Source organism: Metabacillus sp. FJAT-52054 (assembly GCF_037201815.1).
Classification (GTDB): Bacteria; Bacillota; Bacilli; order Bacillales; family Bacillaceae; genus Metabacillus_B; species Metabacillus_B sediminis.
Genome location: NZ_CP147407.1, coordinates 2,247,915 through 2,271,479, shown reverse-complemented (window position 1 = coordinate 2,271,479; position 23,565 = coordinate 2,247,915). Strand labels below are relative to the sequence as shown.

Here is a 23,565-nt window from a genome sequence, read left to right as displayed (position 1 = left end):
AAGTCAAAACAATAATTGTAGAACGGTGCTGAACCATGTAAAATAGATGACTGTAAGCCAATCATCTGTTAGGAGAATGCTCAATGCATAAAGGTGTTTTCTACCTGTTTTTTGTTGTTTTGCTTGTTACGGTCTATGTTTTTACTGCTTTTAAAGAAACGTTTTACGCTTATCTCTAATTTGTACAAAAAAATAGGTATTTGTAATAGTACATGTATACTCCCTTTCACATAACTTGTATGGAAAGCAAGATATTTATCTAAGGGAGTGGAGAAAATGTTTGGAAGAAGACCTTGTATGATGCCGCCTATCGTGCACCCTACTCAATGCTGTGTGCATAATACCTATTCAACTACGGCAGTGCCCCATATCCATCCTCAGCACACTACTAACGTTAACCATCAGATGTATCAGCATTTGCACTATCATCCGCAAACGCAATCTGCTGTGAACGAGGTATCCCACCAGCACTTTAACTGCAGCGGACCGGGACCGCGCTAAGATTCAGGAAGGAGCTGACATCATCAGCTCCTTTACTTATTCTACAGGTGATAAAGATGAAAACAATTGCGATCACGGGATATAAGCCGCATGAGCTTGGTGTGTTTTCAAAAAGCCATCCGGCAGTTTTTTACATAAAAAAGCTGATTGAAAAAGAATTGAAGGTTCTTTTAGATGAGGGGCTTGAGTGGGTCGTAATCAGCGGCCAGCTCGGTGTCGAGCTGTGGGCAGCAGAAGCGGTCATCGAACTGAGGCTCGAGTATCCTCAGCTTAACCTTGCCGTCCTTACACCCTTTTTAAATCAAGAGGAAAAGTGGAAGGAAGCAAACAAAGAACAATATGAACGTGTTCTTATGGAGGCGGATTTCGTCGACAGCATCACGAAGCGTCCATATGAAAACCCAAAGCAATTTATCATGAAAAACCATTTTTTTATTCAAAAAACGGACGGATTGCTGCTTATTTACGATGAAGAAAAACCAGGCTCTCCTAAATTTATGCTGGAAACCGCCCGTAAAATGAAATCCGCAAACGAATATACCATTAAGGCCTTTACCTTTTATGATCTTCAAAACATAGTAGAGGACCTTCAGGATGAAGAATAATTCAATTACTAAGGCTTACCTAAAAAAGGATGAGCAGGCTGGAGAAGCGTGACAGGCGACGAGCATACCCGCCGCCAATGAACAGAGTAGCAGGAACAAAAACCCAGCCATAACCACAGCAAATTCTAATTCCCTGCTTCAAAGTTTGCGAAACAAGCCTTTGTTTAAAAACATACTTTATTGGGGAAATTGACATTTGGAAGGATTTCTGAAAAAATATGAAGTAACCATTTTCGATCGGGGTGAAAGAGATGCTTTCTGACAAAGTGAAGCTGACGGCCAAAGAAATACTTGAAAAAGAATTTAAAACCTCTGTAAGAGGATACAGACAAGAAGATGTGGATAAATATCTTGATTATATCATCAAGGATTATGAGACATTCCACCAGGAAATAGAAGAGCTTCAACAGGAAAATCTTCGATTGAAGAAGCAGCTTGAAGAAGCATATAAAAAGCAGCCTGCACAAACCAATACAACGAACTTTGACATTCTGAAAAGATTGTCCAACCTTGAAAAACATGTATTTGGAAGCAAGTTGTACGATTAATACATACAAAAGACGATCTTCCAAAATCAGCTATTGATATTTGTATTATAACCCGTTATAATTTACATTGCTGTTAACAGCGGCTAACTAAATAATGACGTTCAGGTAATCGCTGCAGTCTTTAGGGCTGCAGAGGAAAGTCCATGCTCGCACGGTGCTGAGATGCCCGTAGTGTTCGTGCCTGGCGAATTCATAAGCCAGGGTAGTCTGGAATTTCTGGACTAACGGCGGGGAACGAGCCTAAGTTCCATTTGGAATATGGCTTTAATACTCTGAAAGTGCCACAGTGACGTAGTCCTGCAAGAAATTGCAGGAGTGGAACGCGGTAAACCCCTCGAGCGAGAAACCCAAATAATGGTAGGGGCATTTTCCTGGAGAAATTGAACAAAGGGAAAGACAGAGCAGTTTGTCTCTGTAGATAGATGATTGCCGCCTGAGTACGAGGCGACAGCCGTTTGCAGTACGAAGGAACAAAACATGGCTTATCGAACGTTATTAGGTAAAAGTTATCCACTATATGATGAATGCATGGCTCTCCTTGTGACAGGAGAGCTTTTTCGTTACAATATGTACGGGCGCACGTCGAATCGGCGCCGCCATTTCAAAGGAATGGGGAGCTGCAATAATGAAGGATGTTACTCTGATCGCCACCTCCGCTATGGGGCTTGAAGCGCTTGTAGCCAAAGAGGTAGGGGATCTTGGATATAAACACGAAACGGAAAATGGGAAAGTTATTTTTAAGGGTGACGCCAAAGCAATCGCGCGTTCCAATCTTTGGCTTCGCACGGCGGACCGGATTAAAATAAAGGTTGGAGAATTTAAAGCTGAAACGTTTGATGATCTTTTTGAACAAACAAAAGCCTTAAACTGGGGCGATTACATACCGGAGAACGCCGAATTTCCGGTTATCGGGAAATCGGTCAAGTCCAAGCTGTTTTCTGTACCCGATTGCCAAAGCATTGTTAAAAAAGCAGTCGTTGAAAAGCTAAAGAAGCATTATAAAAAACAATCCGGCTGGTTTGACGAAAACGGTCCGCTTTACCGTATTGAAGTTGCCCTGCATAAGGATATCTGCACACTTACAATTGATGCATCAGGTACAGGACTGCATAAAAGAGGTTTCCGGATCGGGCAGGGAGAAGCACCGTTAAAAGAAACGCTGGCAGCTGCTCTTGTGATGCTGACGAATTGGAATCCTGATAAACCCTTTGCGGATCCTTTCTGCGGTTCCGGAACGATTCCGATGGAGGCAGCTTTAATTGGTCAAAACATCGCACCGGGCTTCAATCGCGAGTTCGCGTCAGAGCAGTGGGACTGGATTGGAAAAGACTTATGGAGAGAAGCTAGAATGGAAGCTGAGGATCTGGCAAATTATGATCAGAAGCTTGAAATTTTCGGCAGTGATATTGATCACAGGATGATCGAAATTGCGAAAGAAAATGCGGAAGAAGCCGGTCTGGCTGATTTAATTCAATTTAAACAGATGCAGGTTAGGGACTTTACCTCTCCTTTGGAGTACGGAGTGGTTGTCGGTAATCCTCCGTATGGCGAGCGTTTAGGTGATAAAAAGGAAGTAGAGCACATGTACAGGCAGATGGGACAGGCATTCAACGGAATTGACACCTGGTCTGTTTATATGCTTACGTCCCATCCTGACTTCGAAAAGTTTTATGGGAAAAAGGCAACAAAAAAACGAAAGCTGTTTAATGGTTTTCTTCGAACGGATTATTATCAATTTTGGGGTCCTAGACCTCCAAGAAACGTATAAAGTGTCTGTGCCCGGCATAAACTGCAAGTATCTGTGCAAAAAGGAGTGAAGCCGTTTATGCTGGGCAATGAAGAATTTCAGCGGATCACGAATGCGCTGAACCGTTCGTTTGAACACTTGTCAGACCAGTCAGCTGACAGTGCAGCAGTCCAATCCATTGGGACAGCAAGGGAAGATTTGCTTCACGCAATCTCCCACGCTTCTTCACTGGAGAGGAAACTAATCATTCATACTTTGTATGATAAGAATTGAGCTCGCTGAGAGGCTTGATTAAATCATCCGCACCCAAGAGGAACCAAGCTTAAGGTTCCTCTTTTTGACTGTTAAGGGGATGATTCGATGTGGATTAGGATTAGCGGGTGGTGCCAGTGCCGTTCTGCTTCAACGCACCGGGGGACAGAGGCATTATGCGTCCAGCCCTTATGTATCAAGGCTTTGAAGCGAGGGTGCCTGAGCTTTAGTACAGTAAAATTTGAGGGGACAGGCGCCTGCCTGTGGCACCGCTCCATATGAGACATACAGCGGGATTTGATGGAGTAAAAAAGCGGACTTGAAAGGCTGACGGAATCATATGGGTCCGTATTCAGGCGTTTGGGAAATGAAAAATGGACTCAATGTGAATTAGTATTCCAGGGTGTATCTCCGTCTAGCTCATCAGTTGCAGGGCAGAGAGCTGCATGGTACAATTAGAGTTCTGAATTCATAAAGAGGAACGGTGTATATACATGAAAACTGCCCGATTGCCATTTCCTATATCTAAAGATGAAACGTTCTATGAAGGATTATCCAATTGGATTGGTGACGTTTTTTATGACATATTGCCCGAAAAGGGTTTTGATTTACGGGATGAACAGATTTTTATGGCTTTTCAGCTTGAAAGAGCCTTCAAAGAAAAGAAAACGATTTTTGCTGAAGCCGGTGTCGGAACTGGAAAAACACTAGTCTATTTGCTTTTTACGATTGCCTATGCGAGATATACCGGTAAGCCTGCCGTTATTGCTTGTGCAGATGAAACGCTGATTGAGCAGCTTGTTAAAGAAGAAGGCGATATCCGTAAAATCGCTAAGCATTTGGATTTGACTGTAGATGCCAGATTAAGTAAATCGCAGGATCAATATTTGTGTGCGAAAAAGCTGAAAGACACGGTAGAAAAAGAAGACAACGAAAAATTCGATCAAATACACGAAGAATTGCCGGACTTTGTCTATCAGCCAAGCGGCTTGCAGCGCTACACTCCATATGGCGACCGGAAGCAGTATCCGGATGTATCGGATAATGAGTGGAAACGTATTTCCTGGGATCCCTTCCAGGACTGCCAGACCTGTGAGCTGCGGCAGCGCTGCGGTTTGACGCTTTCTAGAGACCATTACCGCAAAGCGGCAGATCTGATTATCTGCTCCCATGATTTCTACATGGAGCATGTGTGGACGGCTGAATCAAGAAAGCGGGAAGGGCATTTGCCGTTTCTTCCTGAGCACAGCAGTGTCGTATTTGATGAAGGGCATCTGCTGGAATTTGCAGCACAAAAAGCGCTGACGTACAGGGTAAGAAAAAGCACGCTTGAAGCAAGCCTGGAACGCCTCCTGCAAAACGAAATCAGAGAAGAATTTGCGAACCTAGTAGAAGATGCACTCATGATCAATGATGAATTTTTCAGTTTGCTGGATGATTCTTCTGTGAAAGCAAACGATTCGGAACGCTATGAAATTATAAGCAGTGCTAAATTAAAGCAAACAGGCATGCAGCTGCAGTCTGCTCTCGAGCAAATTGGCGAAGCCCTTGTATTTGAAGGTGAACTCTATACAATTGACCCATTCGAGCTGAAGATTGCAGAAGAAACGCTTGAACAGATGGAATACTCTTTTCAGTTATTCAATAAAGGAAACCACGCCGTTTCATGGACCGAAAGCCAGGGCGCAGACCTTTGCCTCGTCATTATGCCGAGGACCGTTGAAGAAGTGCTGAAGGAGAAAGTATTCAGCAGCAATAAGCCGGTCATTTTCTCATCTGCAACTCTGTCAAGCGGAAAATCATTCGATTATATGGCAAGCAGTCTTGGAATATCTGACTACCTTTCCTTCACTGTGGATTCTCCTTTTGACTATGATGAACAAATGGAGCTTTACATCTATAATCAGGAAACCGCTGAAGCAAAGCTGGACAAAGTCAAAAAATCGTTAATAAAGAGTCAAGGGAAATCATTGATTCTTTTCCCTTCGTTAAAAGAATTGAATTGGTTCAGGGATCGTTTAGATCCTGGTCAGTTCAGCTTCCCGATCTACTTTGAAGGCGATAACGAAATAAGCGAAACGGTATCAAAGTTTCAAAGAGATGCAAGCTCTGTACTATGCACGGTAAACCTGTGGGAAGGTCTTGATGTACCAGGCGAATCGCTATCAAATCTCATCATCTGGTCATTGCCATTCCCTCCAGCTGATCCGGTATTTGAGTCGAAACGAAACCACTCGAAAGATGCATTCACCCAAGTGGACTTGCCATATATGATTTTAAGGCTCCGGCAAGGTCTTGGACGGTTAATACGTTCAGGATCCGATTCAGGCTCAGCTTGCATATTCATTGATGAAGGACAATCAGCTGAAACACTTAAAGCCATACATGAAGTCCTGCCGGTTACACCTAAGATGGATAGGGAGATTGGCTGACAGGGACGGAGCATGAGTCTAATAACACGATAGGAAAAAATCCAAGGGCGCTCGCAGTATGAGTGATCTTGGATTTTTTTTATTTTGCTCATAACGGCTTTTAACAAGGCGCAAAGTTGCGGGATCAGCCAGAAGCTCTTAAAAACGGAGATTGCTGCCTCCTGTAAAAAAGGTTAAAAATAAGCCGAACCAATCTCTTCTGCCTGAGGAATAGATTGACATCCTTTTCTTTTTTCGATTAATCTAAAAGTGGGAATTTTCCAGCAAGAATAAGAGGGGGATACATAGATGAACGAGAATGCAATAGAAATTCGTTTTTACGATCTGCTGCAAAAAATAGAAAGCTATAATGAGGCATTGAATGTCATGTTTTGGGATCTGCGCACCGGAGCACCGAAAAAAGCTGTCGATCAGCGGTCAAAAACCATTGGCGTCCTTTCATCTGAAGTCTTCCGTTTGAAAACTTCAAATGAAATGAAAGAATTGCTTGATCAGCTTAGTATTCAAGAAGAGCTGTCAGTGAAAACATCGGCAGCCGTAGAAGAATCGATGAAGGAATATAAAAAGTATGAAAAGATTCCTGAAAAAGAATACGCCGAGTACGTGATGCTTCAGACAAAGGCGGAGTCTGTCTGGGAGACTGCGAAGGAAACGTCGGATTTTTCATTGTTTGCTCCATACCTCGAGAAGTTAATTGAAGCAAACAAGAAATTTTTAACGTATTGGGGCTATGAAGGAACTCCTTATAATACTTTGCTTGATTTTTATGAGCCTGGCATGACGACGGACATTCTGGATCGTGTTTTTAATAGCTTAAGAGAACGCATTGTTCCTCTTGTTAAAAGGATTGCAGGTTCAAACAAACAGCCGGATACATCATTTATTTATCAAACCTTTCCAGTAGAAGGCCAGAGAAAAGCGAGCGAGTTTTTCCTTAAAGAACTAGGCTATGATTTTTCAGCAGGCCGTTTGGATGAAACAGTTCATCCGTTCCAGATTTCCCTGAACCGCAGTGACGTAAGGGTTACAACGAAATATGATGCGAATGACTTCCGCACCGCTATTTTCGGTACCATCCATGAATGCGGGCACGCCCTATATGAACAAAATATTTCTGCCGATCTGGAAGGCACGCTGCTTTGCAGCGGAACATCCTATGGCATCCATGAATCACAGTCGCTGTTTTATGAAAATTTCGTAGGACGGAGCTTTGGTTTTTGGAAAAGGCACTATGAGACACTTAGAGAATTCTCACCAGAGCAGCTGAACAGCGTTTCTTTAGAGGACTTTTACTTTGCTATAAATGAGTCAAAGCCTTCTTTAATCCGAATAGAGGCGGATGAACTGACGTATCCGCTTCATATTATGATCCGATATGAAATTGAGAAGGAACTATTTAACGGAAATCTGGCAGTAGCGGATCTGCCGCGCGTTTGGAATGAAAAGTATGAGGAATATTTAGGGGTGACCCCTCCTAATGATGCAAAAGGAGTGCTGCAGGATGTCCATTGGTCAGGGGGCAGCTTCGGCTATTTCCCTTCCTATGCACTTGGCCTCCTGTATGCAGCGCAAATCCGCGAATCCATGCTAAAAGACCTGCCGGACCTTGAAGAACGGATAGAAAAAGGAGAACTTTCCGGTATTCTTGCCTGGTTGTCTGAACGCATCCATCAATACGGAAAAACGAAAAAACCGCTGCAGCTTCTGATGGAGGTGACAGGGGAAGAACTCAACCCTACCTACCTGATTGACTTTTTGGAGGAAAAATACACGAAACTATATTCACTTTAAACAGCAGGGCTATCCGAAAAGACCTGCAGTGAGGAACGGTATTAAAAGCACACCCCCCGGGAAGCTGTTTGAGCATTCCGGGGAGGTGTGTTTTTATATAGGTGCTTTGAATAATTATTGGAGTGGAAGATTTGCAGCTTTTGCAAAACGCTCACCGCCTGCCCGGCTGGCTGCAATCAGCCTTTTAAAACCCTTTCTAGAGGACCGTTCACACCGCAAATGGACAACGCGGGTGTGACATCTCATCCTTCCTGCTTTCCCGCAGGGTTCCACAAAAAAGTTTTTAGAAAAAGCGAACAATTTTAATACTCCATACTTTTTTGTTCGTAAATCTTTTCATGTTCGACAATTAATGCTATAATCCAAAGTAATTCAATTGCACTCATATAATCGCAGGGATATGGCCTGCAAGTTTCTACCGGATTACCGTAAATGATCCGACTATGAGTAAGCGAACGTGCGGATCAACCTGAATGCTATTCAGGTTTCTATAGGCATTGCTTACTTCATAGTAGGCGATGTCTTTTTTTGTATACATCGCCTCAAACGAATAGAGAGGGGTTACACACATGCAGTTACTAAAACAAAAAATAAAAGATGAGGGCACCGTTTTGAATGAGCAGGTCCTGAAAGTAGATTCCTTTTTAAATCATCAGATCGATCCTGTCCTAATGCAGGAAATTGGAAAAGAATTTGCAGACCGGTTTAAAAAGGAAGGAATTACGAAAATCCTGACACTGGAGTCCTCAGGAATCGCCCCGTCTGTCATGACAGGATTGTTTTTGGGTGTACCAGTTGTTTTTGCTAGAAAAAGAAAATCGCTCACATTAACAGAAAACCTGCTAACGGCAAGTGTATACTCTTTTACAAAACAAGAGGAAAATCCGATTGCGGTCTCAGGCAATTACCTGAAGGCTGGTGATACTGTCCTGATTATTGATGATTTTCTTGCGAATGGACAGGCCGCAAAGGGGCTAATGGAAATCACGGCGCAATCGGGTGCAAAGCTTGCCGGAATTGGAATTGTGATAGAAAAAGCGTTCCAGGATGGCGGAGCAGAATTAAGGAATCTGGGAGTGAAAGTGGAATCCCTCGCAAGAATTTCTTCTCTTGCAAATAGGGAAGTGACATTTGCAGAGGAAGTGACGATATGAAATTAACGGCAGGTAAAACGGCATCCCTGGCGATGCAGCATGTTTTAGCCATGTATGCGGGTGCCATGATTGTACCTCTGATTGTAGGGAGCTCACTCGGCCTAAGCGGCCAGCAATTGACGTATCTCGTTTCTATCGATATTTTCATGTGCGGGGTGGCGACACTCCTCCAGGTTCTTTCGAATCGCTTCTTTGGAATTGGACTTCCAATCGTCCTTGGCTGTACATTTACAGCTGTAGGTCCGATGATTGCCATAGGTACTGATTACGGAATTTCCGCAGTTTATGGAGCTATATTGGCATCAGGATTGTTTATTTTAATCTTCGCAGGTGCTTTCAGCAAGATTGCCCAGTTTTTTCCGCCGGTTGTTACGGGTTCAGTTGTAACGATTATAGGAATTACTCTGATCCCTGTAGCGATGGGAAATATGGCTGGTGGAGAAGGCAGCAAAGATTTTGGTGCTGGTTCAAATCTTGCACTTGCATTTGGCGTACTGCTGCTCATCATTTTGCTGTTCCGTTTTACAAAAGGATTCATTCGCTCCGTCTCGATCTTGATTGGACTAGCCGCGGGTACCATTGCGGGTTCGTTTATGGGAATGGTCAATTTCCAGGCAGTACATGAAGCATCCTGGATATCTGGGCTGCAGCCGTTTTATTTTGGAGCACCATCCTTTGAATGGGCCCCGATTGTCACGATGATTTTGGTGGCGATTGTAAGCATGATTGAATCAACGGGTGTTTATATCGCAGTAGCGGATATATGTGAAAGAGAAATCGATGAGAAGGATTTAGCAAAAGGATACCGTGCCGAAGGAATTGCTTACCTTCTTGGCGGCTTATTTAATGCCTTTCCTTATACGGCTTATTCACAAAATGTAGGACTGATTCAGCTTTCAGGAGTGAAAAAAAGAAAAGTTATTATGACGGCTGGCATCATGCTTGCCCTGCTGGGACTTGTTCCTAAAATTGCAGCCTTTACAACGATTATTCCATCACCTGTACTCGGCGGAGCGATGGTTGCGATGTTTGGGATGGTCATAGCATACGGGATTAAAATGCTATCGAGAGTAGACTTTTCTTCACAGGAAAATTTGCTGATTATCGCCTGCTCTGTTGGCATTGGTATGGGAGTAACCGCCGTTCCGGATATGTTCTCGCAGCTTCCTGAAGCTTTCAAAATACTTACAAGCAACGGGATTGTTGCAGGCAGTGCTGCTGCAATTCTCCTTAACCTGCTGCTTAATGTCCGCCCTGTGAAAAGCAAAGAGCAAGAATTTGAAGCACGGGTGCTGAATAATTAAAGCATGTCATGAAAAAAGATCCCAGCTGTTTAAGCGGGATCTTTTTTGTATGCCAGTCATGTTCAAAGGCTGCTTTCAGAAAAAGAAACTTTTAGGGGTCCTTCCTGTTTGTGGCTATAAGGATTGAACCCCAATGTATCTTCCAGCAGCCTAGGCGGAGTGATATCCAGTTTCATTCCTTTTGAAGAAAGATTGGTGGCCATTTGTCCGGCTACCATATTCGCAAATTCTCCAATAAAAGATGACAGCATTTCACCTTCGAGTGCCATACCGTAAAGCTTCAGTCCGAAATCTTTGAAAACATCTTCATTGCCCTCAATAAGCAGGCTGCCCTTCACTTCACCGATGATGCCGACCTGAACAGCGGCGGTTGAGAGACGGCTGTTTTCCAGTTCGTAATGAAAAGTACCGGGGACCATTGTTTTTATTGATTCAAACGTACTAGTTATAATGAGGTTATAAGTATATTCTGTCATAAAAATAGTTCCTCCGGCTTATATTTTCGAATTCATCATACCACAGAATACGCTCGGAAGAATACGGTTTTTGAAAGTATTTGTCGAACGATGTATAATAAATCATTTACTCGATGGCAAACATAAAAAAGGGTAAGGAGCTGATGAACCATGCTAAAGGAAGAAAAAACCAAGAAATTTACAGCGAAGGACGGCCGGACCGTAATCATCCGTCCAGTTGTCCTTGAGGATGCCGCACAAATCATCAAGGCAGCGGAGAGTGTCGTCCGGTCTGGTGTTTACATACAAAAGGAACAGGTTAGAACACTTGAGGAGGAACGGGAATTCATTAAAGAAATTAAGGAAAAAGATCATATGTATGCTGCTATTGAATTAGAGGGTGAAGTCATCGGCATTGCAAGAGTCCTCAGAGGTGAACTAAAAATGAAGAGACATACCGGTCTTTTCCGTACATGGCTGACAAGTTCAGCGCAAGGGTTAGGCATCGGAAAGGAAGCGATGAACTACACGCTGGAATGGTGCCAAGCTCATCAGCTTCATAAGCTTTGTCTTACAGTGTTTAAGAGTAACGAGGTGGCAGTGAAGCTATATGAGAAAACAGGCTTTGTTATAGAGGGCGTTCAAAAGGATCAGGTCTACTTAAATGGAAAATACGATGATGAAATCCATATGGCTTATTTTTTTGAAAAATACTGAAAATATTTAAAACGGGGATTTTAAGAATCGGGTTAAACCTGATTCTTTTTTTGAATGAGTATGACAGGTATTGGAAATAGTATCCTTAATTACTTAGAACTTTTTACGAACAAACGGCTGACTTTTCATAGCAGAAACTCGTGAGCCTCCTCGCGCTTGGCGGCAGCGGGATCTCACCTGTCCCGCTGCTCTAAAGCTAGGAGTCTCACGCCTTCCGCTCCAATCAACAAGTGATAAAAATCAGCACCAGGCTTTAACAGAGCCTAAGAAAATAAACCAATGGTCAACAAAGAGATTACTTAAAAGGGTGTGCAAACTATGGGATACATACTTTCCTGCGGTACATCCATACCGCCATATCATGTAGATCAGGAAACCGGCGCTCAATTTGCGGAAAAAATGTTTGAAGGATCTTTTAAAGATCTTCCAAGGCTTTTAAAGGCGTTCCAAAATGGAGAAATAGAATCACGTCAATTTGTAGAGCCGTTGGACTGGTATACAAGTGACCATGATTTTGAGGATAAAAACAGCCGCTACATCAAGCACTCTGTTGAACATGGTGTTCATGCGGTTGAAAAAGCGCTCACCAGCAGGGAATTTTTGCATAAGCCTTTGGACTATTCGGAGATAGATGCTATCTTCTTCATCTCAACAACCGGTCTGTCCACCCCAAGTATCGACGCAAGAATTATAAATAAGCTCCCATTTAAAGAAAATATCAAGAGAATTCCAATATGGGGACTTGGCTGTGCAGGAGGCGCTTCCGGCTTATCCCGGGCTCTGGACTATTGCAATGCCTATCCCGAGGCTGCCGTTCTCGTTTTAGCTGTTGAATTGTGCAGCCTGACTTTTCAGCGGGGAGACTTAACGAAAAGCAATCTAATCGGTACCTCCCTTTTTGCAGACGGAATTGCGTGCATGCTAGTTGCGGGAAACAGATCGCATGCAGTCAACAACTCGAAGCTTCGTTTTATTCCGAAATTGGAGGCGTCCCGTTCAGTTTTCATGAGAAACTCAGAGGAGGTCATGGGGTGGGATGTTCAAAATGATGGACTCCATGTCATTTTTTCACGTGATATTCCATCGATTATTCAAGGGTGGCTTGGACCAAATGTCCGGACGTTTTTACAGGAAGAGCAAACTGAACCGGAGCAAATTGGAATGTTTTTGGCTCACCCTGGAGGAAAAAAGGTGCTCGATGCGTATTTAAAGACATTGAATCTTGATGAAGACGCGATTTCCCATAGCCGGGACATCCTAAAAATGCACGGAAATATGTCCTCCGCTACCGTTTTTTACGTGATTGAAAAAGCAATGAAGGATACGTACCGGGAAAAACCGCAGCTCTCCCTATCAGGCGCTTTAGGTCCTGGCTTTTGCGCAGAGCTTTTGCTGATTAGCTGGGAGGAAACGTCATGACGGTTCTTATCATTCTTTTTGTAATTGTTTTGCAGCGGATCTCTGAACTGATCATAGCGAGATCAAATGAAAAGAAGCTTAAAAGCCAGGGAGGAATCGAATACGGTCAGGAACATTATCCCTACATGGTTTGCATGCATGCTGCCTTTTTGCTTTCGCTCATCGCAGAAGTGCTGCTCCTTCACAGAACGATATCCCCGATATGGATGGTTTTCGTTCCGGTCATCTTTTTTTCTCAGGCAATCCGCTACTGGGCGATTGCTTCCCTTGGTATCAGGTGGAACACAAAAATTATTTTAATGCCAGAGGAACAGGTGGTCATAACAGGCCCTTATCAATATTTCAGGCATCCGAATTATGTAGCGGTAACAGCTGAAATCCTCTTTTTCCCGCTTCTTTTTCAAGCCTATGGGACAGCGATTCTGTTTACCATATTAAATGTGATGATGCTCTCCGTTCGAATTCCGGCCGAAGAAAGAGCATTAAAAGCGCATACAAATTATCAATCCGCTTTTCGCCTCATGGACCAGTCAGAAACTGAATAGCTATTGAATTCTCTTACCATTCATGATATCGTGAAAGTACATGAAAACAGTTCTCAATTAGATGGCGGAGGTAATTCGTATGCTTTTTACAATGATTGCTGCAACTATTATTCTTTATGTGACCTTAGCTAAAGTGATTATGAAAAAAGTAGATGCCGGTTAAACGTGAACTGCCTTAAGGGCAGTTTTTTTGTGCTGCGAAAGCTTTTTTAGAAAAATAGATGCCGATCCGTTAATTTTTCAGTAAAATAGAAGGAAAAGAACGTTCAAAAGGGGTATTTTCAATGGCTGTATCTCAGCAGGATTCTGCAATAAAACCGCTCATTGCCATTCAAACCGAAATGAGCCATTCAAATGATTTCACATCGGCTTCAAAGCTCGATGACCTGATTGAAAAATCAATCAGCAGAGAAAAACAAATTGCTTTTACAGGGCATTTTTCTGCAGGTAAATCAACACTGCTCAATACACTGCTTGAAGAGGAGATTTTGCCGGCAAGTCCGATTCCGACAAGTGCGAACCTCGTTTATATCAGGCGCGGAAAAAAAAGAATTATGCTTGAAACACATGCAGGTGAGCAGGTTGAAGCAAATCCCGATATGGAGCTCGAAGAACTGCAGCAGTATGCTAAAGAAGGAGATCAAATTGCCAAAATACATATTTGGAAGCCTTCTCAGCTTTTGCCTGAAGCGGTTGCGCTAATTGATACACCGGGTGTAGATTCCAATGATGCATCCCATATGGAATCAACGGTTTCCGCCCTTCATGCGGCTGATTATATTTTTTATGTAACAGACTACAACCATGTTCAGTCGGAAGGTACGCTTGAATTTTTAAAGCGGCTGATTGAAGACGGGCAGGAAGCGGCTTTGATCGTGAATCAAATTGATAAGCACCAGGAAGAAGAGCTTCCTTTTACGCAATTTAAAGTCCGAATCGAAGAGAGCTTCCAGGAAATCGGACTAATGAGCAGCAGAATTTTTTACACCACGATGAAAGATCTCAATCATCCGGATAATGAGCTTGAGCAAGTGAAAAAAACAGTTGAAAAGCAGCTTAGCGACAGGGATAAGCGGAGTGAATCGGCTCAAGGAAAGCTGGTTATTCAAGCCCATATCCGCTTTCTTGAAAATCAGGAGGGCGTTAGGGCTGAAGAAAAAGCGGCTGCAGAGGCCCGATGGAAGCAGCTTTCGGAAGAGCACCAGGCAATTCAATTGCAGATGGAGATGAAAAAGCAATCGATAACGGCCGGATGGACGAACGCAAAGGCCGAAATAGCGAAGGTTCTCGCTAATGCCAATATCACTCCTTTTGAAATGAGGGAGCAGGCAAAACAGTACGTGGAAGCAAAGAAACCAGGCTTTAAGGCAGGGATGTTTTTTGCGAGGAAAAAGACCGGCGAAGAAATCGAAAAGAGAACAGGGGATTTTTCAGCAGCTTTAAAGGACCTTGTTTCTTCGCAAATTGACTGGCACTTGAAAGATATTTTATTAAAAACGGTCAGAGCGCTGGATTTACAGGACAGCGGCATAGACGAAGAGGTTTCCTCGTTTGCTACAGCAGACTTAATGGATATAGCAAACAGCTCCCTGCAGCCTGGTGCTGATGCCACACCTGAATATGTGATGAACTATACAAAAATATTGGCTGAAAATGTGAAGAATGCTTCTAAAAAGCAAGCTCAAACGATTTTAGACAGCATAATGGAAAAAGCTATGCGCATTTCTGCAGACAATGAGCAATTGCAAAGGCAGCAGCGCCTGAAGGACGAAATGGATGATACAGATGAAAAGCTATTAAAAATCATTAAGATTATCGAGCAAAGAGACTATCTTCTCAAAATTCTGCGTCATGAACTGCCTGCAGAAGCGGATCAGAACGAATGGCAGCTTCAGAAAAAATCACGCACAGCAGGAAGTCAAATACCTGTTAAAGAAAAGAGGAAAAAGCAGGTACTGATTGACGGGAATTCCGGTAATGAATACTCTTCTGAAACGGCTTCGGTAAATACCGAACGTGTCATTAAACATGCCGAAGAAATGGCGGCAGCTGCCGGCCGGGTAAAAGGGCTTGAGGGAAGGCAGCAGTTAATTAGTGAGAAATCCAGCCGGCTTAAAGACCGGACCTTTACCATCGCGCTGTTTGGAGCTTTTAGTGCAGGCAAGTCTTCAGCGGCAAATGCTCTTCTGGGAGGAAAAGTGCTGCCATCCTCACCAAATCCAACGACTGCAGCCATAAACAGAATTGTTCCTGTTACAAACGAGCATTTACATGGAAGCGTTGCGGTAAGGAGGAAATCTGTTGGGCAGCTAGTGTCTGAAATAAAAGAAATGATTCCAGACTTCTCCGCTGCAGGCAATCAGTATTCAGGACTTCTGGAAGCGATCACGCGTGCATTGTCTGACAGCAGACTTGACGATTCCAAAAGGGCCGTATTGACCATATACAGTGAAGGCCTCATAAGAAATGAATGGGGAGAAGAAGCTGTTCATTGGACAGATGTGGATCATTTTTCTCCCTTTGTATCTGAGGAAAGCCTCGCCATTTTAACAGAAGAAGCGGTTATTTACTATGATTGCCCGCTGACGAGGAGAGGAATCACACTCGTGGATACCCCGGGAGCTGATTCCTTGAACAAACGGCATACGAATGTTGCATTTCAATTTATTAAACAATGCGATGCTCTGCTGTATGTGACCTATTACAATCATCCATTTTCTAAAGGAGACAGAGAATTTATCCAGCAGCTTGGAAGGGTAAAAGACTCCTTCTCGCTTGATAAAATGTTCTTCCTGATCAATGCCATTGACCTGGCTAAAAGCAATCAGGAGGTTGACCTTGTCAAAGACTATATTGAATCACAATTTTTAGAAGAAGGGGTCCGCCGTCCCAGGATGTACGGAATTTCCAGCTTGCATGAATTAGCAGGGACACCGATGGACGTGCAATCGGACTATGCTCACTTTAAGAAGGATTTATTTCATTTTGTTGAGACAGATCTGGTTCAAACGGCGGTTTCATCATTGAAGGGCGAAATGCACGGAATGCTCCGACAGCTATCCTCTTATATCGAAGAATCAGATAAGAGCGGGGATGAAAAAGCAGCGGCGCTAAACGAGAAAAAACAGGAACTGTCAGAAGCCATGCACTATTTGGATAACGGAAGCCGCGAGAACTATATCAAGAAGGTCAATCAGGAAATTAAGGAGCAATGTTACTATTTAATTCAGCGAATGGGCCTTCAATTTTCTCAAATGTTCCGGGAGCACTTCCACCCTGGTATTTTCAACCAGGATGGAAGCGCAAAAGCCATTTTACATGTGCAAATGGATGAGCTGATTCAAGCGGCTGATTACAGACTTGTACAGGAACTGCAGGCAATCACGCTAAGATGCGAAAATACGGTAAAACAGCAGATGACGAATATGGCCGAAAAGCTCTCAGCGGGCCTTTCGTCCATCATGAAGCTGGATGGACTCACTGCGCCTGAGTTTCAGCCGATCGAAACGCCGCCGGTATCAGGGGTCCTGACGCAATCCGCTTCCGCCTATCAGCGCGAGCTCAGCATGTTTTCGAATACGAAGGCTTTCTTCGAAAAAAATGAGCGCACAAAAATGAGTGAAGCAGTATGGGAAACACTTCACAAAGAAATGTCATTGCGATTAGCTGAACGGGAACAGGAATTTGCTGATTTTTATCGTTCCAGTCTGATGGAAATGGCCCAAGTGCTTACAGAAAAGCTGCGAATGGACGCTGAAAATTACTTCAGCGGTTTACAGGAGCTTTATCTGGACGGAAGCTCGGCTGAACAGCTGAAGAAGGCATATAAAGAATGCACCGAGCTTTATGAGGCAATATGAGCAGGTATCACTGCTGCGCATCCTGTAAACATTTTCTTGCAGAGAAAGCGGTGGATGGCAAGGGAATGAAGTACTTTTGTAAAAGGCTCGGATTTGAAACAAAACCAGACTATACATTTCATTGCTGGGATCCAAAGAATGAAGTGATCAAGCTAATGGAAAAAAGAGGAGAATCAGCTGATGGAAGAAGTTCATAAAGCAATAAGCAGGCACTCGCAGGGACAGCATGAGGAAGTTCGGACATTTATCCAGCTAGATGCATCAAGAGAACAAAAAATAGAAGAAGCAATCACTAAATGCGAAAACAAACAGCCTTTTTCAGTATCTAAAATTAACGAAATAACAATCAAAATGAACACGATGGCAAAGAAAGTGAATCTTCCTCTCCGCCAATCGGTAACACCGGAAATGGTAAGGGAGTTCGTGGAAAAGAAGAATAACGGGTAAGTTTCATCCTCTTTTTGCACATGATAAAGCTTGATCACCCATGAAAGGCGGTCCGGCAATGGGCAAAACGAAGCCAGCTAATTCAAATGCAATGGCAAATAACAACGCCAAAAAGAAAAACGGTTTTGAACACGAATTTGCATCTTATGCAGAAGCAGAAGCGGCAAAACTGGATAGCTCCAAAAAAAGAGACTGAATCCTAACGGGTTCAGTCTTTTCTGTGTAGCGTTCCTCTAAAGATTCCTTCACTTACCGTTTCGCAGCATGGCTTAGATATGGTAGGATAATGTTATGTAAATAAAGGAGAGAATACGATGGAACGAAAAACAGACCTATTACTTGTAGATGGAATGGCACTATTGTTTCGGGCATTTTTTGCCACATCTGTCCATGGCAATTTTATGATAAACAGCAAAGGCACTCCAACAAATGGTGTCAGCGGCTTTTTAAAGCATCTCCTGATGAGCATCGATGCGTTCAAACCTGAGCAAGTCATATGCTGCTGGGATATGGGCAGCAAAACCTTCAGAACAGAATCCTTCCAAAACTATAAAGCAAACCGCAGCGAAGCGCCAATTGAACTTCTTCCGCAATTTGAAATGGCGAAAGAAGCCGCCGCATCACTTGGAATTCCGAATATCGGCGTACCGGGTTACGAAGCGGATGACTGCATCGGGACCATTGCGTGCCAATTTAAATCCTCCATGAATATCACAATTCTCACTGGAGACCGCGATCTCCTGCAGCTTCTTGATGATAATGTGGAGGTCGTCCTCCTTCAAAAAGGCATGGGACAATATTTAATTTACAGCTCCGAGCTGTTTCAGGAGGAAAAAGGCATTCACCCGTCCAAGCTAATCGATGTAAAAGGGCTGATGGGAGACTCAAGCGACAATTACCCAGGTGTAAGAGGAATCGGCGAAAAAACAGCCTACAAGCTCATCCAGGAGCACACTTCCATTGAAGGCATTCTCGAAAGCCTCCACATGCTGACACCATCGCAAAGAAAGAAAATTGAAGAAGACATAGAAATGCTCCACCTTTCCAGAAGTCTCGCTGAAATTCATTGCGAGGTTCCGCTGGAGCTTGCCATCGAAGAAGCCGTTCTGAACATCGATCTTGCGATGGCCCAGCAATGGCTGCTGCATGCTGAAATCAGAGGTATTGATAGTCTCATCAAAAGAGCGGCTGAAATGAAAGCTGTCTAATCGGAAGTTACATAAAGCCTGCCGGCAAAATCGGCAGGCTTTATGTTTGTTCGAAGAATGCGGGAAACTCCATAAACTGTGCTTTGATGAGGAAACCTGATGCCGGGACGGAAAAAGGGCCGTTGCCAGGCAAGAATGCCAGGCATTGCAGGGAAAGGGAGAGGTTGCCAGGCAAGAATGCCAGGCATTGCAGGGAAAGGGAGAGGTTGCCAGGCAAGAATGCCAGGCATTGCAAGGAAAGGGGGAGGTTGCCAGGCAAGAATGCCAGGCATTGCATGGAAAAGGGCTGATGCCAGGCAAGAATGCCAGGCAAGAATGCCAGGCATTACAGGGAAAGAGGGATGTTGCCAGGCAAGAATGCCAGGCATTACAGGGGAAAGGGGCCGATGCCAGGCAAGAATGCCAGGCATTGCAGGGAAAAGGACTAATGCCAGGCAAGAATGCCAGGCATTACAGGGAAAGAGGGATGTCGCCAGGCAAGAATGCCAGGCATTACAGGGAAAAAGGGATGTTGCCAGGCAAGAATGCCAGGCATTACAGGGAAAGGGAGAGGTTGCCAGGCAAGAATGCCAGGCATTGCAAGGAAAGGGGGAGGTTGCCAGGCAAGAATGCCAGGCATTGCAGGGAAAAGGGCTGATGCCAGGCAAGAATGCCAGGCAAGAATGCCAGGCATTACAGGGAAAGAGGGATGTTGCCAGGCAAGAATGCCAGGCATTACAGGGAAAGAGGGATGTTGCCAGGCAAGAATGCCAGGCATTACAGGGAAAAGGGCCGATGCCAGGCAAGAAAGCCAGGCATTACAGGGAAAAAGGGATGTTGCCAGGCAAGAATGCCAGGCATTGCAGGGAAAAGGACTAATGCCAGGCAAGAATGCCAGGCATTACAGGGAAAGAGGGATGTTGCCAGGCAAGAATGCCAGGCATCACAGGGGAAAGGGGCCGATGCCAGGCAAGAATGCCAGGCATTACAGGGAAAGAGGGATGTTGCCAGGCAAGAATGCCAGGCATTACAGGGAAAAGGGCCGATGCCAGGCAAGAATGCCAGGCATTACAGGGAAAAGGACTAATGCCAGGCAAGAAAGCCAGGCATTGCAGGGAAAAGGGCCGATGCCAAGCAAGAATGCCAGGCATCACAAACAAACCATATAATCCCCGTTATTCAGCAATTAACAGAAACCCCAACCCCAAACAAATGTTCACAATTTTTATCTGGAATTTTGGAGAAAATTGGCGTAAAATTTGAGAAGGTTACTATTTGCTTTGTAAGGGCGGGATGTCAGGGTATGACTTGCGATCTAGCAGAGTATCTCGATCGTTTATATGCGAAAGGCTTTAAATTTGGGGATGAGACCATCCGGTTTATTTATTTTGGAAAAAGCTATACCGGTGCGGTTGATAGTCAGGTTATTTCCGCTATAGAGCTGACGCTTAAAATTCAGAAGTCGTTTGAAGGATCTTTTTTCATGTCACTTCTTGAGATCTTTGTAGAGGGAGAAGTAATGACGAAAGCGATGGCCCTGGAAAAGGTGCGTTCGCTTCGGCTGCTTGTATAAAGCAGAAAAGCCTGCTTTTTATAAAGCAGGATAAAGAGGATATGTATTCAGTCAGCTAACGCTGGCTATTTTTCATTTTTTCGGATGCCTTCCTTTGCTATCCGGTCGGCAGGGTTGACTTTAGAAGGGATCCATTTAATAAAAAATAAATCGAGTTGATCAATCAGGCTTTCTGCTTCTGCTAATAATGGGGCAAACAGCTTGTTTTTAGCATATCGATTCTCGGCGGCCCGTTCGACCAGCTGGGAGTCGGTTCGGAATGAGACAGTTTTGTACTTCTTTTCCACGCATAGCTTCAATCCAAGGATCAAGGCGTGGAATTCTGCTTCATGATTGGACATCGTACCGAGCGGGTAGGAGAAGGACTCAGCAGCGCCATTTCCTTTGATAACAATTCCAGCACCGGAAGGGCCTGGATCGCCGGCACTGGCTCCATCAATATACACTTCAATCATCGGAGTCATCCTTTCAAGGAAGAAATGCTTCTGCATACATTTCTCATACAAAGCATGTTAAAATGTAAAAATGCGGCATGCAAAACACTTTCATAGTGTAGCATAAGAATAGTAAATACGTTATAAAATTTTTAAGCTGTATGCAGGAGGCGCAGGATGAGAGTCAGGATTAATTGGACGTATCAATCCCCTAAAAAGCAAACCGCATTGTTTCAATCAGATGAATTGGATGCCGATTTAGCGCTTTTGCTTTCTGACGATTTGGAACGGACGGGAAGAACTAAAACCATTGAGTTTGAGGATAGCCGGGGAGTAACCTGGACAAAGAAGGAAATGCTTAAATTAATGGAAGAGCTTGAAGAGGAACCTTCTTCTGTCATCGTTTATTTTGATGGAAGTTTTGATAAAGATACAGGAAAAAGCGGTGCCGGAGCTGCGATTTATTATAAAATCGGCAAAGAAAACTACAGGGTTCGAATTAACAGAACTCTTGATGAACTAACCTCGAATAATGAGGCAGAATTTGCGGCATTGCTTCTCGGAGCCAATTATCTTGAGGAGCTCTCGGTCACGGGACAGAATGTGCAATTTAAGGGCGATTCACTGGTCGTCATCAATCAGCTGTCAGGAGAATGGCCCTGCTATGAGGAGCAGCATCAAGTCTGGATTAATCGAATTGAGGAAGTGTTGTCTAAGCTGAAGGTGACGGGTGACTATGAATCCGTCCCAAGAAAAGAGAACAAGGAAGCTGACCAGCTGTCCAAACAGGCGATTCAAGGTATGGATGTTACCAGCCAGATTAAATTGGATTAATTGGAGTGGGCTAGAATGAATAGAAAACAAAAATTGGATGAAATAGGGGAGCTTTTAGATACGTATTGCGTGGATTGCCTGCTGAAGCAGCATTTCCGCAAAGAATATGGGAAAACCTTCGCCCATTCTTTTTGCATCAGTCAATGCACGGTTGGTTTAAAGCTAAAGGAGCTGGGTGAAAAGCTTTCTTAGTATGAGGCTCTGATAAAGGCGCAGTTTAACCTTGGCGCTTGATGAAAAATGCTTTCTCCTGAAAAATGTGGAGGAGGCTTCAGAGGAACATTTAACGTTGAATCAAAAAAGGTCTGACAGAGATACGCTGTCAGACCTTTTTTGTTAGACTCGATCGAATCGTTATTTTTTAGCTTCGTTTAGCTGGTGCTGGCACTGATCCAGCAGCTTTTTTTGGTTTTCAAGAAAAACCTGGTCAACTCCGGTCAATTTAACTTGTTCAAGGTGGGATCTCGCATCCTCAATAGATTTCTGCGCCTGGCTCAAGCTTTCAGGATCCATACTCATCGTGCTTGAGCCGGTCATTTTTTGTGAAGCCTCAACGGCAAGCTCAAGCTGGGCAAGGTCGTTTAATCCGCTTACCGGTTTCTCATTGCTAAATTGCTCCATATTGTAAGCACCTCCAGCCAATAGGATGAGGCTTAGTTGAAAAAATTATTCAAAATCGTGACATAATGAGTGCAAAAGGTAAAGAATCCTGTTATATTCGTTATAACGGATAAAAATAGTTCATAAGAACGAGTTTTTGTAAAAAGAAGGAACGTACTGGATCCGAACTTAGAAGGGAGCTTAAAGGGAGAGTGAAAAATAAACACCTTGAAGAGCATATCAGGCAGGCATTCATCGAGATATATCAGGATCTGGACAAGCTGGTTTACATTGCGAACAATGCCAATGTATTCAATCATCTGGAAATAACACGTGTAGAGAAGAAAATTAAACAAAATGTAAAAGCAATTGAATATTTGATGAAATAAAAAGAGACCGGATTAGTTCCGGTCTCTTAAAATCTATTGGTCGTTCATGATCCGGATTGAATTACAGTTTTGTAACGTTTGAAGCTTGAGGTCCGCGATTTCCTTCAACAATTTCGAAAGAAACTTCTTGACCTTCCTCTAGTGATTTAAAGCCATCTCCTTGAATAGCAGTGAAGTGAACGAATACATCTTCTCCGCCTTCAACTTCAATGAAACCGAATCCTTTTTCGTTGTTAAACCATTTTACTTTACCATTTTGCATATTACATAATCCTCCTAATTTCTGTAGCGCAATGAGAGCGCTATAAAAAGTATTCACCATTATGCCAAACGCATGAAGTATCCATTTCTAAGCTTAATTCTCACACTTAGCCTAATGATGTTTTTAATATACAAAAAAATTACGGAGCCGTCAAGAAGGGTGGAAACATTTATACAAAACTTTCTGAAAGTTTTGTAAGTATATTGGATCATTCCTGGCATCTCTTTTCTAATGCTTTGTAAATCGGATAGTTCCGCCCGAATGAATTGCAGGTGATCGCTCATACTAATAACAAAGCGGCAGAAAGGACGAGATGAAAATGAATAAAGAAAACAAAGAAGAATCCTATATAGCGAACGAGAGGATTGAGGATGCACTGAAAAATGATTCTAAAGTCCGTACTCATGGAATGTATAATGTCGAAGCGGCGCCTATGGTTATTAGCGAAGAGCCGGAGAAAAAGCAGCAGTAAATGCTGCTTTTTCTTATGCTGCAGAGGGAAAAGGACA

General features: G+C 43.5%; 27 protein-coding genes, 1 other RNA gene and 1 riboswitch. Of the genes, 24 read left to right on the top strand and 4 right to left on the bottom strand.

Going from position 1 to position 23,565, the window contains the following annotated elements:
- The first annotated feature begins 276 nt into the window (after positions 1-276).
- The 10 genes from WCV65_RS11910 to WCV65_RS11865 all read left to right on the top strand — a co-directional run bounded on the left by WCV65_RS11910 (position 277) and on the right by WCV65_RS11865 (position 10,334).
- Positions 277-501, top strand: a complete 225-nt coding sequence (locus WCV65_RS11910) for a CotD family spore coat protein (RefSeq protein WP_082883677.1) — start codon at positions 277-279, stop codon at positions 499-501.
- Positions 502-557: 56 nt separating this feature from the next.
- Positions 558-1,106: a DUF1273 domain-containing protein gene (locus WCV65_RS11905; RefSeq protein ID WP_338776715.1), complete on the top strand. Its 549-nt coding sequence runs from the start codon at positions 558-560 to the stop codon at positions 1,104-1,106.
- A 251-nt stretch (positions 1,107-1,357) separates the two neighbouring features.
- A complete protein-coding gene (gene gpsB / locus WCV65_RS11900; protein WP_035408751.1) occupies positions 1,358-1,654 on the top strand; it encodes a cell division regulator GpsB in 297 nt (98 codons plus the stop codon).
- Positions 1,655-1,751: 97 nt separating this feature from the next.
- Positions 1,752-2,144, top strand: an RNA gene (gene rnpB, locus WCV65_RS11895) — RNase P RNA component class B.
- Between the two features lie 135 nt (positions 2,145-2,279).
- Entirely contained in the window at positions 2,280-3,422 is a 1,143-nt protein-coding gene (locus WCV65_RS11890) for a class I SAM-dependent RNA methyltransferase (RefSeq protein ID WP_338776714.1), read from the top strand.
- A gap of 57 nt (positions 3,423-3,479) precedes the next feature.
- Complete coding sequence (locus tag WCV65_RS11885) at positions 3,480-3,674, top strand: hypothetical protein (protein ID WP_035408755.1); 195 nt, start codon at positions 3,480-3,482, stop codon at positions 3,672-3,674.
- 473 nt (positions 3,675-4,147) lie between these two features.
- Complete coding sequence (locus WCV65_RS11880; RefSeq protein ID WP_338776711.1) at positions 4,148-6,085, top strand: ATP-dependent DNA helicase; 1,938 nt, start codon at positions 4,148-4,150, stop codon at positions 6,083-6,085.
- A 288-nt stretch (positions 6,086-6,373) separates the two neighbouring features.
- Positions 6,374-7,876, top strand: a complete 1,503-nt coding sequence (locus WCV65_RS11875; RefSeq protein ID WP_338776710.1) for a carboxypeptidase M32 — start codon at positions 6,374-6,376, stop codon at positions 7,874-7,876.
- Positions 7,877-8,238: 362 nt separating this feature from the next.
- A riboswitch (purine riboswitch) is annotated at positions 8,239-8,340 on the top strand.
- Between the two features lie 105 nt (positions 8,341-8,445).
- On the top strand, positions 8,446-9,030 hold the full coding sequence (locus WCV65_RS11870) for a xanthine phosphoribosyltransferase (RefSeq protein WP_338776707.1): 585 nt from the start codon (positions 8,446-8,448) through the stop codon (positions 9,028-9,030).
- Positions 9,027-10,334 carry a nucleobase:cation symporter-2 family protein gene (locus WCV65_RS11865; protein ID WP_338776704.1) on the top strand — a complete coding sequence of 436 codons (1,308 nt, stop codon included), beginning with the start codon at positions 9,027-9,029 and terminating at the stop codon, positions 10,332-10,334. The genes WCV65_RS11870 and WCV65_RS11865 overlap by 4 nt, the downstream gene beginning before the upstream one ends.
- Positions 10,335-10,396: 62 nt before the next feature.
- Here the strand turns inward: WCV65_RS11865 and WCV65_RS11860 are convergent, their stop codons facing one another.
- Positions 10,397-10,810, bottom strand: a complete 414-nt coding sequence (locus WCV65_RS11860) for a chemotaxis protein CheX (RefSeq protein WP_051860713.1) — start codon at positions 10,808-10,810, stop codon at positions 10,397-10,399.
- 150 nt (positions 10,811-10,960) lie between these two features.
- Here WCV65_RS11860 and WCV65_RS11855 point away from each other — a divergent pair, with 150 nt between their 5' ends.
- The 10 genes from WCV65_RS11855 (at position 10,961) to WCV65_RS11810 (ending at position 20,537) form a co-directional block, all read left to right on the top strand.
- Positions 10,961-11,506 (top strand): GNAT family protein, encoded by a 546-nt coding sequence (locus tag WCV65_RS11855; protein WP_338776700.1) that lies wholly within the window; start codon positions 10,961-10,963, stop codon positions 11,504-11,506.
- Between the two features lie 318 nt (positions 11,507-11,824).
- Positions 11,825-12,925 (top strand): 3-oxoacyl-[acyl-carrier-protein] synthase III C-terminal domain-containing protein, encoded by a 1,101-nt coding sequence (locus tag WCV65_RS11850; RefSeq protein WP_338776697.1) that lies wholly within the window; start codon positions 11,825-11,827, stop codon positions 12,923-12,925.
- Complete coding sequence (locus tag WCV65_RS11845) at positions 12,922-13,470, top strand: isoprenylcysteine carboxylmethyltransferase family protein (RefSeq protein ID WP_338776695.1); 549 nt, start codon at positions 12,922-12,924, stop codon at positions 13,468-13,470. The genes WCV65_RS11850 and WCV65_RS11845 overlap by 4 nt, the downstream gene beginning before the upstream one ends.
- Positions 13,471-13,754: 284 nt before the next feature.
- Entirely contained in the window at positions 13,755-17,330 is a 3,576-nt protein-coding gene (locus WCV65_RS11840; protein ID WP_338776693.1) for a dynamin family protein, read from the top strand.
- A gap of 180 nt (positions 17,331-17,510) precedes the next feature.
- Positions 17,511-17,777, top strand: a complete 267-nt coding sequence (locus WCV65_RS11835) for a DUF2533 family protein (RefSeq protein WP_035408780.1) — start codon at positions 17,511-17,513, stop codon at positions 17,775-17,777.
- A 58-nt stretch (positions 17,778-17,835) separates the two neighbouring features.
- Complete coding sequence (locus WCV65_RS11830; protein WP_197491556.1) at positions 17,836-17,973, top strand: hypothetical protein; 138 nt, start codon at positions 17,836-17,838, stop codon at positions 17,971-17,973.
- 118 nt (positions 17,974-18,091) lie between these two features.
- Positions 18,092-18,985: a 5'-3' exonuclease gene (locus tag WCV65_RS11825; RefSeq protein WP_338776690.1), complete on the top strand. Its 894-nt coding sequence runs from the start codon at positions 18,092-18,094 to the stop codon at positions 18,983-18,985.
- Between the two features lie 145 nt (positions 18,986-19,130).
- Positions 19,131-19,622: a hypothetical protein gene (locus tag WCV65_RS11820; RefSeq protein WP_338776689.1), complete on the top strand. Its 492-nt coding sequence runs from the start codon at positions 19,131-19,133 to the stop codon at positions 19,620-19,622.
- On the top strand, positions 19,594-20,133 hold the full coding sequence (locus WCV65_RS11815) for a hypothetical protein (protein WP_338776687.1): 540 nt from the start codon (positions 19,594-19,596) through the stop codon (positions 20,131-20,133). Before WCV65_RS11820 ends, WCV65_RS11815 begins: the two co-directional genes overlap by 29 nt.
- 134 nt (positions 20,134-20,267) lie before the next feature.
- Positions 20,268-20,537, top strand: a complete 270-nt coding sequence (locus WCV65_RS11810; protein ID WP_035413563.1) for a DUF6123 family protein — start codon at positions 20,268-20,270, stop codon at positions 20,535-20,537.
- Between the two features lie 65 nt (positions 20,538-20,602).
- On the opposite strand, the gene WCV65_RS11805 is transcribed toward WCV65_RS11810, so the two are convergent.
- The gene (locus WCV65_RS11805) at positions 20,603-20,992 is read right to left on the bottom strand and encodes a reverse transcriptase-like protein (RefSeq protein WP_035413570.1); all 390 of its coding nucleotides are present in this window, start codon (positions 20,990-20,992) and stop codon (positions 20,603-20,605) included.
- A gap of 156 nt (positions 20,993-21,148) precedes the next feature.
- On the opposite strand from WCV65_RS11805, the gene WCV65_RS11800 reads away from it, so the two are divergent.
- Positions 21,149-21,805 carry a reverse transcriptase-like protein gene (locus WCV65_RS11800; protein WP_035413561.1) on the top strand — a complete coding sequence of 219 codons (657 nt, stop codon included), beginning with the start codon at positions 21,149-21,151 and terminating at the stop codon, positions 21,803-21,805.
- A 15-nt stretch (positions 21,806-21,820) separates the two neighbouring features.
- The gene (locus tag WCV65_RS11795) at positions 21,821-21,997 is read left to right on the top strand and encodes a zinc-finger domain-containing protein (RefSeq protein ID WP_066099115.1); all 177 of its coding nucleotides are present in this window, start codon (positions 21,821-21,823) and stop codon (positions 21,995-21,997) included.
- A 162-nt stretch (positions 21,998-22,159) separates the two neighbouring features.
- Here the strand turns inward: WCV65_RS11795 and WCV65_RS11790 are convergent, their stop codons facing one another.
- Positions 22,160-22,426 carry a DUF2564 family protein gene (locus WCV65_RS11790; protein ID WP_035413559.1) on the bottom strand — a complete coding sequence of 89 codons (267 nt, stop codon included), beginning with the start codon at positions 22,424-22,426 and terminating at the stop codon, positions 22,160-22,162.
- 191 nt (positions 22,427-22,617) lie between these two features.
- On the opposite strand from WCV65_RS11790, the gene WCV65_RS11785 reads away from it, so the two are divergent.
- Positions 22,618-22,794, top strand: coding sequence for a hypothetical protein (locus WCV65_RS11785; RefSeq protein WP_156506007.1), 177 nt, complete (start codon positions 22,618-22,620; stop codon positions 22,792-22,794).
- 61 nt (positions 22,795-22,855) lie between these two features.
- Here the strand turns inward: WCV65_RS11785 and cspD are convergent, their stop codons facing one another.
- The gene (gene cspD, locus WCV65_RS11780; RefSeq protein WP_035413557.1) at positions 22,856-23,056 is read right to left on the bottom strand and encodes a cold-shock protein CspD; all 201 of its coding nucleotides are present in this window, start codon (positions 23,054-23,056) and stop codon (positions 22,856-22,858) included.
- A gap of 319 nt (positions 23,057-23,375) precedes the next feature.
- Here cspD and WCV65_RS11775 point away from each other — a divergent pair, with 319 nt between their 5' ends.
- Positions 23,376-23,528, top strand: a complete 153-nt coding sequence (locus WCV65_RS11775) for a hypothetical protein (RefSeq protein ID WP_156506006.1) — start codon at positions 23,376-23,378, stop codon at positions 23,526-23,528.
- Positions 23,529-23,565: the final 37 nt, after the last annotated feature.